Genomic DNA, 12,732 nt, shown 5'->3' with positions numbered 1-12,732 from the left:
CTCCTGATTCCACTCGGTTAATCTTTTTTAAGATTTGGGTCGCCTGGCCTCCAGTCCATGGGGCATAAACCCCCGGTCTGTAGAGCCTTGACTACACGCAGAGTCTCTTCGACGCTACGACCAACGTTGCTATCAGAGAGCACCACATAACGCAGATTGCCATCTGGGTCGATCACAAAGGTGCCACGCTCAGCCTCACCGTTAAGTTCATTCAAAACTTCGTAGTCACGAGCCAGTGTATGTGAGGCATCGGCCAAAACCGAAAACCCAACGTCAGCTAAATCACGCTCAAACCACGCCTTATGGCTGTATACACTATCAGTGCTGGCCGCTAAAACCACAGTGTTGGCTTTTTTGAACTCGGCTTCGTGCTTGGCAAAGCCTTGAATCTCGGTAGGGCACACAAAAGTAAAGTCGCGTGGGTAAAAGAACAGCACCACCCACTTACCCCGATAGTCCTTGAGGCTTATCTCTTTATAATCTTCCTTTAGGCCTTTTTCGTAGGCCGGCTGTGTAAAGTCTGGTGCTGGTTGATTAAGTTTTAACATATTTATTCCTTTCTATTATTGACCGATATGATTGATTGTGGCTCGGGTGTTCACCTCGTCCCAATCAATTAACTTCATAAAGGCCGCTACATAATCCTTGCGAGCTGTTGCGTAGTCCAGAAAATAGGCGTGCTCATAGACATCCATAACTAGTAAGGTTTGAGTGTTCCAAACCCCACCCTGGTTGTGCATGTCGCAAAGGTAGTTTTCGAGTTTTTCAGTATCGTAGTTCCAACCAAGCACCACCCAACCGCGCGAGGCAATACCCATGGCCGAAAATTCAGCCGCCCACTTATCGACGCTACCCCATTGTTTTTCGATTAACTCTTTAACTTTGCCACTACACTGGTTCGGCTTATCTGTCATGTTGTCGAAGTAATACTCGTGCAGTTTTATGCCGTTTAAGGCAAAGCTCTTTTCGAGCTGTAGTTCTCGAATATTAGAATATGTGCCATTGGTACTATCCAAATCAACTGTTTGAAGCTTTTCGACAATCTCATTGTATTTTTTAACATAGCCGGCGTACAGCACATCGTGGTGCTCGCTTAGTTGTTTTTCGCTTAAGCCAGGTAAAGACTTATATTTTAGGGGGGTTGCTTCTAAGCTCATTAGTGCCGATCTCCTTTTTGCTTAACTATTATTGTAATCAATTAGCTACCTTGCAGTCAAAATTTATACAAATGCAGAGTACCCAAATGCCTCGTTTGCTTGGCTTTTTTTAGCTCAAAGGTATTACAAACTAAAGTCGCACCAGACTTTAACTCGCAATCTAACTTGACCTCGAGCTTAGACATAATGCGGGTAATACCAAATATGAATACCATATCGGCCTCTGCCAAATCGGCTTTCCACAGGCTCCGGAACCTAACCTTTACATTTTTGAGCTTACGCAGCCGCCAACTTGAGAGCAACCACAACACTGGATTGATCTCATAGCCAACTGCCGCGAAGCCATTCTCGGCGGCGGTTTTTAACAATCGCCCGTCGCCACTGCCCAAATCAACCACTAAAGCCCTTTTGGGCAGTTTGATGCTTTTAAACAGCCTATCGATCTCGGTTTGAAAAGTTGGCAAATAAGGCGCGCCGCGCCAGAAAACAAAAATCAAGCCAAAACAGGCTATTACCGCCATCAGCACTGCGGCCACAACAGCTACAAGTAAGGCGCTAAATGCTTGCAACATGCTTTTAATTGTAACCTAGTTATCGAGAACATCATAGATCGATGAAGCTCAAGGCAAAACCAAAGCCCGGAAACAAGGCACAGTCAGTCTAGGTTGGGCGAGGGCTGCAGGTTTTAACAAAGAAATTCGTGAGCTATGTGGTTTGCTGTTTAAGCCACTTTCGAACTTCGGGTACAGTCTTAAGCGGCGAAATCTTGGGCCAATGCCTTAATACAGTTAGTTTTGGCCCCACTAGCACAGCCGAACGCACTGTGCCCATAAATTTGCGGCCATACAAATTGCGCTCGCCCCAGGCCTCGTAAGCCTCAATCATTTTTTTATCTGGATCAGCCAATATTGGAAACGGCAGCTTGTGATGCTTCGAAAACTTGGCGTGGCTGGCTACGTCGTCTTTACTTACACCAACCACATTTACACCGTCTTTTTGCAGGAGTTCAAAATTATCTCGCAAGCTGCAAGCTTGGATGGTACAGCCGGGTGTTTCATCTTTGGGGTAGAAGTAAATTAAGGTTATGTTGCCTTTTAGATCGCTCAGCTTGTGGTTTTTACCGTCTTGGTCAGGCAAGTTAAAATCTGGCGCCTTTTTGCCGGCTTCTATGCTCATTTAGTTCCTTTCACGTAAATATTGATCCCAATGGTGATAAAGCTTGGCGGTAGCTATTAAATCTTGGCTGTTGTATTTGGCGATATCTAGGTATTTGCCGGCTCGATAGGCTGGTTCTACATCGGCGCCACTCATGCCATTGCCCTTAGGGCTGTCAATACCAAAGGCTCGGCACCAACGGTGCAGGCTACCCTTGTACATCGCCCCGCCGTAAAAGGTTAGGCTATCAAACAAGTCAACATGTTTAGCGCTACGAATGCCGGTTGAATTATAGCGATTGCTTACCAGATCGCGCGTAGGCCGAATGCCGTTTATGGCTGAGCGGATCATCATATAGGGCACATCGGCGCGGCGGCCAAAAAAGCTTATAAACTCGTCGGTAACTTCGGCCAATGCCCAGAATTTAACCAGCATCTCAGCCTCGCTCATAGGCACGTATTTAAAAGTCTCGTCTTCAGACTCTTCGGCCTTATTGCCATCGGTATCGTAGTAAATAGCACCTTTTTCGGCATCGATGTCGTACACCCCAATTGCTACTATCTTACCTGTTAGGGGGCTAAAAACTAGATTGGTCTTAAGATCTTCTAAAGCTTGCTTGTATTTAGCTGGTTCAAGTTTTTTATCTGGTAGTTTTTTGGCTAGGTCTTTTTGAGTAATCTCATCAAAACTATCAAAGTCCTCACCTGTCATCTCGATATCGAATACTAGTCGTTTTGCTTGCATGCCTTATACTTTATCATTTCGCTCCACCTTTGTCATCTTGAACGCTTCTGTAAACAGAAAAGACGAAAGATCTCCATAGCTATTGACTTTTAATAGCTTTTATGCTAGTATGACACCTATCGTTCCTTGTCAATATTTCCTCATGATTGTGTTGGGTTTTTTGCCAGATAGCTTATCTGATTAGCAAGTCCAACGCAATCAACCACCCTCAAGGAGGAGCCAGATATGCAACTGGATACCCTACTCAAGACCCTTCTGAACTTCGTGGCCGACCCCGAGAAGGCTTGGGGCGAAGGAAGCGACGGCTGGAGCAAGCCCACCAACATCAAGTTGGGCAAGCCAGGCCGGGTTCAAGTCGAGCAAGCCGATCGCAACACCGCGCGTCTGCTCTCGGGCGCCTACACGCCCGAGCAACATGCGGAGTTCGAGCGACAGCTGGGCGTGGTCGAGCGTACAGGTGCCGGCACTGCCTACTTCCCTGGCAACCCGGACAGCCTGCCGATCGACATGCCCAAGCAGCACTGCTCGAGCTGCGGCAAGTCATTCAGGGCGTGCTACCTGGGGGCAGACATGCAGTGCTACAACTGCGTGCTCAACTCCCTGTGTCCGATGCAGCCCTGGCGCGACATCAGGTGCTTCTGGAGGCGAGACATCTGGAGCATGGAGGCCTTCGGACGCTACGGCACCCGCAATGAGCTGACGTTCTGGTGGCACAACAGCAACTCCGGTGGCAACATCGCGCACCAGGGGCTGAACATCCTCCAGAACAACGAGCTCGAGGTCACCAAGATGGTGTTCAGCACCGCTGCCGTCAACGCCGGTTGCGCCTACTACGTGGAGCACTATCCACGGGTGGGTGGCGAGACCAGCTATTCGGTCTACAGCCAGCCATATGTCAGGCGCGACCAGTACGGCCGGTCCACGCCGATCGAGGCGATCGAACCGTTGGTGCTCGACCTCATGGAGGCCATGCTGCCATCGTGGATGCTGCACGAGTACCGCCCTCGCAACCCGATCAACGGCTGCTACAGCGTTGACTGACAAGGAACGTGCAACGCTGCAGGGTTTCAACCCTGCAGCGCGTTCCCAAGTTTTAGAACATTCTAAGATTTAGGAGCGCTAAAGAATTACAAGTTCACCATATAGTATGGCAACAGCCAGCAGAATTTGGCGTTGTTTTCTTTTACGGCATGGTGAGCATCGACAATTTCGACTACCTTGCAACGTTTACTATAACCCTTCAATTTAATCTGATCACGCAACTCTAGACTAACCGAATAAGGCGAGACTGAGCTTTCGCGCGCCAGCAGAACGACCGCCCTCATATGTGGCTGGTGATCTAATGCATTAAACAAGTCTTTGTCGATGTTCTGGTTTGCTATGGCTGCCGGATAGGTGGAGAGATGAGCCTTAGCCCGCCTTATAAGGTAGCCATTGTTATAAAGTTTAATGCCAATTTGTCGAAACTTGTTTTGTGTAAACCGCAGTTCGCCAGCCTTGTCGATGTAGCCATACATGTCGTCGCGGTCACCACCCGTTAGCACATGCCACAAATCGGCTCGAGTTAAGTTTTGTAGACCGGTTGGTTCGGGTAGCATAACCAGCCCAACCTCAATGCCATACTCATGCGCTCTGGCCGCCAGCGCCGCAGCCACCCCGCCACCCATTGAGTAGCCCGACAAATGAATCTTCTTAAACCCCTCGGCTTTTAGCGATTCGAGCATAAGATCTGCCAGAATATGGAAGCTGCGATCAGATTTTATCTTGCTATGCTGGTGTTGTTTTAGTTTGGAAGATCGGCTAGCGCCAAGCGAGGCAATCAAGACTACGGGCATGGGGTAAAACGCGCCGCTTACTCGCATAGTATACTGAATAGCCGGGTAGGCAAAATAAGCCGCCCAGGGCAGGATGTTTATAACCGGCACGATGTCTCTGCTATCTTTGTCGGGCCAGTTCAAAAACCTAGCCTCAAATCGCTGCTTGGTGGTTGGGTTTGTTAAAAATCGACGCCTACCTGCTTCTTGTTTGAGCTTAGAGCTAACTTCAACTTTGGGTAGCCTGATATCACGTAAATAAAAAGTCTCCCCTAACTTGCCATTGTAATTCGCGATATCTTGGAGAGCTTTTTCCACCAACATGGTAACTTAAACATTATATCAGATTGGCTCCGCCCAGATCCTAGTTTGGCTGGTAGCGGCTCATGAGCTGCTCGATGTGTTCGGGCTTTAACTCAAAGCCCCGGAGTTGATCTGGTTTAGCATAGTAGCGGTAGTGCTCAATATCTAGCGTCATATCTTCGCCCACCTCAACCCCTTCACTTAGCAGCAGTTCGCGCTGGATTTCGCGGGTATTAAGGCGATTGCCCTTTATGGTAATACGACCCGTATTATTAACCACTCGCCACCACGGAAAATCATCGACCCCCTCCAGGCTACGCAAAACCCAACCAACCTGCCGGGCCGCACCTGGGCTGCCAACATAGGCCGCCACCTGCCCATAACTAACCACCTTGCCGCTTGGGATAACTCTAGTAACACTTAAAACCGCTTGCTGAAATTCGGTCACTAGCGAACCAGGCCCATGTTGCCGGTCAGCTTGTTTACTAGACTCTTGGAGCCTGCCAATGCAATTCCTAACAATTTAAGATCTTTCGGCTCAGTTAATTCTAGTTTTTGCTGGTAGTCTTGGTAATTTGTGGTGGTTTGAGCAGCATCGGTAATATCAACCAACAGCAGCTCGCCATCTAGTTCGTAGGCCTGATCGTAAGTTTGTTTTAGCTGTTCTGGGCTACACCTTAGAATTGGCACTGGAATCCTGGTGAGGCTGGTGTGTTTATTGCCAGCTTTGTCGTGCAGGTCGTGCCCAATTAAACCCTCGACCTTGCTGCCCAAGGTGAGCGATAGTACTGCCGCTGTGTTGGTTTTAAGCCCCAACGACAAATCGTCGTCGAGCACAATCACCATTTTAAAATCATTCGAAACTTTCATCGTTCCCCCATTTTAGGCATGCCAACTTCGCGGCGCAACCATACATGCAATAAAACTTCGCACCACATTCTATATGGCTTCCACTTTTCGGCAATTTGCAAAGCCTCTTTTTGGTTTGGTTCGCTATCGAGCCTGTAGGCCTTTTTAATAACATACTTGGTCAACTTGTCGTCGGTTATATCATCGACAACCCCGGCACCACGATAAAGTATCCCGCTGGCATAAAATGGACCAATGCCAGGCAAGGCCTGTAGCTTTTCGAGTACCTTCTCTGGGCTCACGCCCAACAAGTGTTCGCGTGTTAACGTACCATCGAGCGCTGCCTGGGCAACACCTTTTAGACGCTCTAGCTTAGTTTCGTTTAGACCCTTGTGTTCAGTTACCTCCAATAACTTCTGTGGTTGCGGAAACGCGTGGTATTTCTTACCCTCAACTTCGATTTCATCGCCTAGCTCTTCGGCTAACCTTTGCTGAATTGCTTGGCGCTGCTTAACGGATATTCGTTGCCCGATTACAAACCCAGCTGCAGCCTCGTATGGCGAGTGAAACAGCACCGGTCGTAAATAGCTGTACTTGTGTTGCAGCTCACCAATTACTCTGTCTGCCTGCCCGACCCCCTCCCAACCTGTATCGTCAACATCTAACGACAGTGTGGCTAGGGCTTGGTCGATTGCTCGTTTTGAATCTTTTACGACATTGGCTTCAGCGGTCAGTTCACCAACTTGGTTTTGAGACACAACGACACAAGCCGACTCCTGCCAGCCCTCGACTGGAAAAGCAATTGCAATAGCGTAGTTTTGATCTGTGTCGTCAATTACAGGCCAGCTGCCAAAAAAGCTGTTTTGATTGCGCAGATCAAACGGCGCTTTGTGATTGACTGTTTTTTTCATCAATTTATTATTGTTTAAGAAATTTCTTTGGCCCTCATACTCTTAGGCAAATCACCAAACTTTATTGGAATAGTTGAAATCTCGGTTCTTGTAACATTGTAGTACTTCATGTAAATAGCATCTGTGCTATCGAACATAGCTTGGTTCCAATTTAGGCCTAGATCCTTAGAGCAATCTTTAACAGCTTCTTCACTTGGGCCTTCTACCTCCACATATGGAGGAATCCATGGCCAAGTATCTAGCATAATTTCGCAATCACCATACTGCCAAATTTCTCGCTTAGATTCCTGCACGGCTTTTACGGTCAGCCCAATCGACTCCATAAACTTTCTTGCAGCGTCGTAGCTAGACACCTCAAACTCGACTTCTTTCATTCCCTCTATTGTTTCTGTCTGCCTCTGCTTAAAGCCCATGGTGATCTTCTCGCCGTTGTCCCGAATACGAATCCATGCTGCTTTTTTATCAAGTCGCAAATCATCATAGTCGTAGATTGTACGCCGCGTGAGTACCTCTGGACTAATCAACTTTGCGTTTAGATCTTTGAGTTTACGTCTGATTTTGTCATGATCTATTTCAAGAAATGTTGCTTCTATCTCGGTGTTCATAATAATTTCCTGGCTGGGCGTTGCACCCTGGGTTAGAACCGTTTTGGTTCTTCAGTCTCCATTAAACTCTTAAGCTCCTCTTGATAGTCATTATAATACTTTCTTATAGAGCCGCTCAAAGGGACCTTAGACAACTCGTCAAAGCTGAAAAAGCGGATTTCTTGACCCTCATCTCCGAGCTTCGCTTCTTTAGCCAGTAAATCACTAACAACTGATAAAAAGGTGGCCGTAGTATAGCCTTTCGTATATTCGTGAGTACCTATATAGTCGAGCCGATCTAAGCTCAGTCCTGTTTCTTCTTTGGCCTCACGGTGTGCGGCAGCCTTTTCGCTTTCCTTGTTCTCTACATAGCCCCCAATTAGACACCAGGTGTTGGGATTAACCAAATCGGGCCTATCATCTCTTAAAAGGAGTAGGATCTTGTGGTTATTTAAAATCATTACCGAGGCAGTTTTAACTACTTTTTTCATCAAGCTTAGCTACCATTTTGACATGCGGAATGCCAACCTCTTCGAATTCTTCGCCCTCTTTAACAAACCCTACTTTCTCATATAGGCGAGATGCACTTGTCTGCGAATCTAGGTAAACTTCATTTATTCCATTTTTGGCAATGAAATCCAAAATATCACGCATCATCTCCTCGCCAACACCTTTACCCCTAGACGGCTTTAGAACGGCAACCCGTTCAACTTTCGCTTTCCCGTCTATATATCTTACACGTGCCGTTCCAACAGGCTTATCTCCATCGAAAGCAATAAAGTGGTCTGCCTGTATATCTAGGCCATCAAAATCGTCTTCTTCAGAGATCCCCTGTTCATCGTGAAAAACTGTGCGTCGAACATCAAAAGCTTGTGTCAAATCTTCATTTCCAGATAAGTGTTTAACTATTACATCTTTCCGCCCAGTCTCTGCCTTCGGCGGAGTCGATTCTGGCCGTATTGGAAGTTCCGACATGTTCTCTCCTTAATTGAAATTATAATTAGTTGGGCGTTGTTCCAGGTTAGAACTGCCCTAATTATACACCAATTGGGTCTGCCCAGATAAACATAAGCAAATTGCTATTGACATCTGTATTAATATATGATAGACTCCACTCAACATTATACAGCTAGCACAAGAAAGGACAGCTTATATGAATGTTCGTAAAATAGTTAATTATGGAGTCCTGACAATTGCAGCCGCAGTTGTTGGGGTTGGCTTTCATGCAGGTAATGTAGCCAAAGCTGCAGATCAACCAAATAACAAATGTGAAGTTTTTGCCAGAAGCTATTCGGTTGGTGCCGATACTGTTACCGCTACCTTCGAGGTAAAGAATACAGTCGACAGCACTGCTTGCACTAAAGATGTGACTGTAGCCGCCTGGGACGCGCCCAATGGCGTTGACGGCAAGCCATTTGATCAGCAAAAGTTTGTAGATTCCAAAAGCGGAACATTTCCAGCTGGTTTTAGTAGTCTAACAGTCAAAAAGCCCCAGTGCTTTTACCAGATCGATTTGCTGCGCGGCTTAAGCCCATTTGGGCCAAGTGGCAATACCAACGACTACACTGCAGGTCAGTTTGTGTCTTCGAGCCATGGCGGCGCAGAATGCAAACCAACTCCACCCCCAGCACCCGTAACTCCCACGGTAGCTCTTAGCACACCTGCTCTACCTACCACCGGCGGAGGAGCCGACACTCTTTCGGTGGCGTTGGCTGGCGGCGCCCTAACAGGGCTTACACTCAAACTCCGTTCTCTACGCAAAAATAAGTAAGTTCAAATTACTCAAAAAAAGACCTGCTTGGGTCTTTTTTTGATATAAGTATACCGGCTGAGCGTTGTGAGCTAGACCATAACTTATTAGCCATACGCCCAAGCCCCGGTTCGGCGTATAGCTACCCCAACAGACCAACTAGTGCTTTGGCTCGCAATGCTTAAGCTCGGTCTCAATCGTGGCGTGCTGGATTTGATATTTGCCTAGCAGTTGTTTTTTAATAGCCTTAACTTGGTCAACGCTACTCTGCAAATTTTCCTCTTCAATAACAATATGGCAACTCATAGCTAGATAATGCGACGAGATCGACCATATATGTAGATCGTCTACTCCTTTGACATGCGGGAACGACAAGATAAAATTAGCAATTTCAGAACTATCGATATCTTTGGGGGTACCCTCTAACAATATGTGTAAAGCATCCCGAACCACGCCATAGGCACTAAAAACAAGCATACAGCCAATTAGGATGCCAATTATTGGATCGACCAGCGTATTGCCGGTTACGAGTATAATAAGACCAGCAATCATTGCGCCGACCGAGCTAAGCGTATCAAAGGCCATATTTAAGAAGGTACTTTTAACATTGAGGTCGTCTTTGTCTTTGTAAAACAGCAAAGCCACTACACCATTTATAAGAATGCCAGCCAAGGCCACAATTGCAACTAAACCCCCTTTGACCGGTTCGGGGTTCAAGATTCGTAAATAAGCTTCGTAAAAAATATAGGCAGCCACCGCGAATAGCAATACGCCATTTATAAGAGCTGTGACAATCGAAACCCGGCCAAAGCCATAACTCTTGCTATCATTGGCCTGACGACTAGACACTCGCTCGCCACCAAAGGCAATGGCTATACTCAGCGAGTCGGTTAAATTGTGCGAGGCATCTGAAACAAGAGCCAAACTGCCAGCCATTATGCCGACAACAAACTCCAACACCGTAAAGCCAGTGTTTAATATAAATCCAATTACAAACTTAAAAGACCTTGAGGCCTGGCGGTCGTGGCTATGCATAACCACAATTATAACTTAGTTTTACAAAACACCTAGGCATTGGCTACTACCACAATCGTTAGCTATCGGTAAGCACTCCTCTAAAAATCTGGCCGTAAGTTGCGATACACTACTTAAGCTAGGGCGCTTACCAATAGTCGATCTACACCGTTAACAGCTGCTTTTCGGCCCGTTTTAGCATAACCGCATTCACGGCCACAAAAATTGACGAAACCGACATTAGAAGCGCCGCGAACTCTGGTCTAAGATAAACGCCATAAGCTGGATATAATACTCCGGCAGCAATAGGAATGGCAGCAATGTTATAGACACTCGCCCAGCCTAAATTTTGCTTCATTTTACGAATAGTGGCTTTGCTCAAACGAATAGCCCTTATGATATCGGTCGGATCAGACTTCATTAAAACAATTTTTGCTGTTGCTATAGCCACATCTGTACCCGCCCCGATAGCAATACCAATATCGGCTTGGGCTAACGCCGGCGCATCGTTAACCCCATCTCCAACCATAGCCGTAAACCGGCCTTCGCTTTGAAGTTTTTTTACATAACTTTCTTTTTGGGCAGGCAAGACCTCGGCAAAATAACGCTTAATACCTAGTTGCTTAGCAACGATGTCTGCGGTCTTCTGATTATCACCAGTAATCATAACAATCTCTAAACCAAGTTGCTGCATAGCGGTAATGGCATTTTGGGCGGTCGGCTTAATCTTGTCCGAGGCCGCTATAACACCAGATACCTTGTCGTTAATGGCAATAATCATGAGGGTCTTGCCCTCTGCTAGCAACCTGTCGATGTCGGCCTGAATGGCTTTAGTTGAGAGCTTGCGATTTTTCATAAGCCGCTCGGTTCCTACCAGTACTCGCTTACCTTCTACCACCGCTTCCACACCAAGCCCAGCAATATTATTAAACCGCTTGACGGCCACCAACTTAAGGCGGCGCTTATGAGCTTCGTTGATGATGGTTTGCGCCAAGGGGTGGCTAGAGCCAGCCTCGGCGGCGGCAACCAATTCTATAAGATGGTCTTTTTTGAAACCAGCCACGCTTACTACATCGGTAACCTGGGGATTGCCTTCGGTGAGAGTGCCAGTTTTGTCGAGTACAACGGCTTGGATCTTGGCAGTTTGCTCAAGCGTAGCAGCATCTTTTATAAGAATGTTATGTTTGGCACCCAAACCAGTGCCCACGGCTACGGCGGTGGGCGTGGCTAGGCCAAGTGCATCGGGGCAGGCTATTACCACAGCCGATATTGCTAGGGTTAGTGCAAATAGCCAACCCTGATTAGAAAACACAGCCCAAGCCGCAAAGGTTAGCAACCCAGCCGATATGGCCAAGATTACTAAATAGCCGGCAAATTTATCGGCCAGGCGCTGGCCAGGCGCCTTGGAGTTTTGGGCGTTTTCAACCATTTTAACAATTTGAGCCAAAACCGTATCTGATCCTACCTTGGTAGCCTTGATTCGGACGGTTCCAGATTGATTGATAGATCCGCCGGTTACGGGGTCACCCTTTTGTTTACTAACAGGTAGCGACTCGCCCGTTACAAGGGCTTCATCGATAGACGTTTGACCACTTATCACTTCGCCGTCAACCGGAACTTTGTCGCCCGGTTTTAATACCAAGATGTCGCCAACTCGCACCTCGCTGGTCGATACCATAACCTCTTTATTGCCCCGTATTAGCCGGGCCTGAGGTGGCACCAGATCAAACAGAGCCTGTAAGGCATCGGTTGTTCCGCGCCGAGACTTCATTTCCATCCAGTGACCAAACAACACGAAAGTAATCAACAGAGCAGCAGCCTCATAATACGATTCCGAACTGCCTACCAAGGTCAGCAAAATACTTGCAAAATACGCCGCCGATATACCAACCGCAATCAAAACAGCCATATTGAGTGTCCTGGCTTTTAGCGCATGATAGCTAGAGTACAAAAATATCCAGCCGGCATAGAAGAATACCGGTGTCGTAAGAATCAACAGTATCCAAGCTGCCGGGATCGGCTGGGGCAAGCTCAACTTTAGAATGCTAGTTCCGAGTGGCGAATAAGCAATGATCGGCACAGATAGTATTAGAGCAAAAAAGAATTTATTGCGAATGTCTATTTCCATCATTTTGGCCATTTCGCGGCCGGCCAGTCCGCTATGATCCATACCCATGGTCATAGTCATACTCATTTTAAATTTCTGCCACCGTGTCATGTTTCCCTCAGACATGTGATGCATATGATGTTCTGATTCTGTCATGCCTTGCATGGCTTCGTTATTAGAATTGATTTGATGTTTAGACATTTTTGACTCCATTATTGTTAATCTTTGTGACTTAAATTGTTGGTTAATACCTTCCTAAAACTTATTGCTAAACATAGCTATTAGGCGGCCAGCATGTTTAGCGCTATCTTGTTGGCTGCCGTGATGAACGGGGTTGGCTATAG

General features: G+C 47.0%; 16 protein-coding genes. 2 read left to right on the top strand and 14 right to left on the bottom strand.

What is annotated here, in order from left to right; translation table 11 throughout:
* Positions 1-17: 17 nt before the first annotated feature.
* From HYX70_00745 to HYX70_00725, 5 genes are all read right to left on the bottom strand, one after another.
* Positions 18-548, bottom strand: a complete 531-nt coding sequence (locus tag HYX70_00745) for a peroxiredoxin (GenBank protein MBI2797811.1) — start codon at positions 546-548, stop codon at positions 18-20.
* Between the two features lie 15 nt (positions 549-563).
* Positions 564-1,157, bottom strand: a complete 594-nt coding sequence (locus tag HYX70_00740) for a superoxide dismutase (protein MBI2797810.1) — start codon at positions 1,155-1,157, stop codon at positions 564-566.
* A 56-nt stretch (positions 1,158-1,213) separates the two neighbouring features.
* On the bottom strand, positions 1,214-1,729 hold the full coding sequence (locus tag HYX70_00735; protein ID MBI2797809.1) for a hypothetical protein: 516 nt from the start codon (positions 1,727-1,729) through the stop codon (positions 1,214-1,216).
* A gap of 133 nt (positions 1,730-1,862) precedes the next feature.
* Positions 1,863-2,333: a peroxiredoxin gene (locus HYX70_00730; protein ID MBI2797808.1), complete on the bottom strand. Its 471-nt coding sequence runs from the start codon at positions 2,331-2,333 to the stop codon at positions 1,863-1,865.
* Complete coding sequence (locus HYX70_00725) at positions 2,334-3,056, bottom strand: ribonuclease H-like domain-containing protein (GenBank protein ID MBI2797807.1); 723 nt, start codon at positions 3,054-3,056, stop codon at positions 2,334-2,336.
* Between the two features lie 225 nt (positions 3,057-3,281).
* On the opposite strand from HYX70_00725, the gene HYX70_00720 reads away from it, so the two are divergent.
* Positions 3,282-4,097 (top strand): hypothetical protein, encoded by an 816-nt coding sequence (locus HYX70_00720; protein ID MBI2797806.1) that lies wholly within the window; start codon positions 3,282-3,284, stop codon positions 4,095-4,097.
* An 86-nt stretch (positions 4,098-4,183) separates the two neighbouring features.
* Here HYX70_00720 and HYX70_00715 read toward each other — a convergent pair whose 3' ends face one another.
* Genes HYX70_00715 through HYX70_00685 form a run of 7 tightly spaced genes read right to left on the bottom strand, consistent with a single transcriptional unit; the run spans position 4,184 to position 8,492 of the window.
* The gene (locus tag HYX70_00715) at positions 4,184-5,194 is read right to left on the bottom strand and encodes an alpha/beta hydrolase (GenBank protein ID MBI2797805.1); all 1,011 of its coding nucleotides are present in this window, start codon (positions 5,192-5,194) and stop codon (positions 4,184-4,186) included.
* Between the two features lie 40 nt (positions 5,195-5,234).
* Positions 5,235-5,621 carry an MGMT family protein gene (locus HYX70_00710; GenBank protein MBI2797804.1) on the bottom strand — a complete coding sequence of 129 codons (387 nt, stop codon included), beginning with the start codon at positions 5,619-5,621 and terminating at the stop codon, positions 5,235-5,237.
* Positions 5,621-6,043 (bottom strand): DUF2000 domain-containing protein, encoded by a 423-nt coding sequence (locus HYX70_00705; GenBank protein MBI2797803.1) that lies wholly within the window; start codon positions 6,041-6,043, stop codon positions 5,621-5,623. Before HYX70_00705 ends, HYX70_00710 begins: the two co-directional genes overlap by 1 nt.
* Entirely contained in the window at positions 6,040-6,933 is an 894-nt protein-coding gene (locus HYX70_00700) for a DNA-3-methyladenine glycosylase 2 family protein (GenBank protein ID MBI2797802.1), read from the bottom strand. Before HYX70_00700 ends, HYX70_00705 begins: the two co-directional genes overlap by 4 nt.
* Before the next feature lie 14 nt (positions 6,934-6,947).
* On the bottom strand, positions 6,948-7,538 hold the full coding sequence (locus tag HYX70_00695; GenBank protein ID MBI2797801.1) for a CYTH domain-containing protein: 591 nt from the start codon (positions 7,536-7,538) through the stop codon (positions 6,948-6,950).
* Between the two features lie 32 nt (positions 7,539-7,570).
* Positions 7,571-8,008, bottom strand: coding sequence for an NUDIX domain-containing protein (locus HYX70_00690; GenBank protein ID MBI2797800.1), 438 nt, complete (start codon positions 8,006-8,008; stop codon positions 7,571-7,573).
* Positions 7,992-8,492, bottom strand: coding sequence for a GNAT family N-acetyltransferase (locus tag HYX70_00685; protein ID MBI2797799.1), 501 nt, complete (start codon positions 8,490-8,492; stop codon positions 7,992-7,994). The genes HYX70_00690 and HYX70_00685 overlap by 17 nt, the downstream gene beginning before the upstream one ends.
* A gap of 178 nt (positions 8,493-8,670) precedes the next feature.
* Between HYX70_00685 and HYX70_00680 the strand changes: the two genes are divergently transcribed.
* Positions 8,671-9,288 carry a hypothetical protein gene (locus HYX70_00680; protein ID MBI2797798.1) on the top strand — a complete coding sequence of 206 codons (618 nt, stop codon included), beginning with the start codon at positions 8,671-8,673 and terminating at the stop codon, positions 9,286-9,288.
* A gap of 138 nt (positions 9,289-9,426) precedes the next feature.
* On the opposite strand, the gene HYX70_00675 is transcribed toward HYX70_00680, so the two are convergent.
* Together HYX70_00675 and HYX70_00670 are read right to left on the bottom strand one after the other, a co-directional pair.
* Positions 9,427-10,302, bottom strand: a complete 876-nt coding sequence (locus tag HYX70_00675) for a cation transporter (GenBank protein MBI2797797.1) — start codon at positions 10,300-10,302, stop codon at positions 9,427-9,429.
* Positions 10,303-10,444: 142 nt separating this feature from the next.
* Positions 10,445-12,601 carry a copper-translocating P-type ATPase gene (locus HYX70_00670; protein ID MBI2797796.1) on the bottom strand — a complete coding sequence of 719 codons (2,157 nt, stop codon included), beginning with the start codon at positions 12,599-12,601 and terminating at the stop codon, positions 10,445-10,447.
* Positions 12,602-12,732: the final 131 nt, after the last annotated feature.

The organism is Candidatus Saccharibacteria bacterium (genome assembly GCA_016191105.1).
Classification (GTDB): domain Bacteria; phylum Patescibacteriota; class Saccharimonadia; order CAILAD01; family BJGX01; genus JACPPH01.
This window is presented reverse-complemented; position numbering and strand designations above follow the sequence as displayed.

What these genes read in the sequence shown, in the direction of transcription:
- HYX70_00745 (MBI2797811.1), bottom strand. Translation starts at nt 548, where the DNA reads ATGTTAAAACTTAATCAACCAGCACCAGACTTTACACAGCCGGCCTAC.
- HYX70_00740 (MBI2797810.1), bottom strand. Translation starts at nt 1,157, where the DNA reads ATGAGCTTAGAAGCAACCCCCCTAAAATATAAGTCTTTACCTGGCTTA.
- HYX70_00735 (MBI2797809.1), bottom strand. Translation starts at nt 1,729, where the DNA reads ATGTTGCAAGCATTTAGCGCCTTACTTGTAGCTGTTGTGGCCGCAGTG.
- HYX70_00730 (MBI2797808.1), bottom strand. Translation starts at nt 2,333, where the DNA reads ATGAGCATAGAAGCCGGCAAAAAGGCGCCAGATTTTAACTTGCCTGAC.
- HYX70_00725 (MBI2797807.1), bottom strand. Translation starts at nt 3,056, where the DNA reads ATGCAAGCAAAACGACTAGTATTCGATATCGAGATGACAGGTGAGGAC.
- HYX70_00720 (MBI2797806.1), top strand. Translation starts at nt 3,282, where the DNA reads ATGCAACTGGATACCCTACTCAAGACCCTTCTGAACTTCGTGGCCGAC.
- HYX70_00715 (MBI2797805.1), bottom strand. Translation starts at nt 5,194, where the DNA reads ATGTTGGTGGAAAAAGCTCTCCAAGATATCGCGAATTACAATGGCAAG.
- HYX70_00705 (MBI2797803.1), bottom strand. Translation starts at nt 6,043, where the DNA reads ATGAAAGTTTCGAATGATTTTAAAATGGTGATTGTGCTCGACGACGAT.
- HYX70_00700 (MBI2797802.1), bottom strand. Translation starts at nt 6,933, where the DNA reads ATGAAAAAAACAGTCAATCACAAAGCGCCGTTTGATCTGCGCAATCAA.
- HYX70_00695 (MBI2797801.1), bottom strand. Translation starts at nt 7,538, where the DNA reads ATGAACACCGAGATAGAAGCAACATTTCTTGAAATAGATCATGACAAA.
- HYX70_00690 (MBI2797800.1), bottom strand. Translation starts at nt 8,008, where the DNA reads ATGAAAAAAGTAGTTAAAACTGCCTCGGTAATGATTTTAAATAACCAC.
- HYX70_00685 (MBI2797799.1), bottom strand. Translation starts at nt 8,492, where the DNA reads ATGTCGGAACTTCCAATACGGCCAGAATCGACTCCGCCGAAGGCAGAG.
- HYX70_00680 (MBI2797798.1), top strand. Translation starts at nt 8,671, where the DNA reads ATGAATGTTCGTAAAATAGTTAATTATGGAGTCCTGACAATTGCAGCC.
- HYX70_00675 (MBI2797797.1), bottom strand. Translation starts at nt 10,302, where the DNA reads ATGCATAGCCACGACCGCCAGGCCTCAAGGTCTTTTAAGTTTGTAATT.
- HYX70_00670 (MBI2797796.1), bottom strand. Translation starts at nt 12,601, where the DNA reads ATGGAGTCAAAAATGTCTAAACATCAAATCAATTCTAATAACGAAGCC.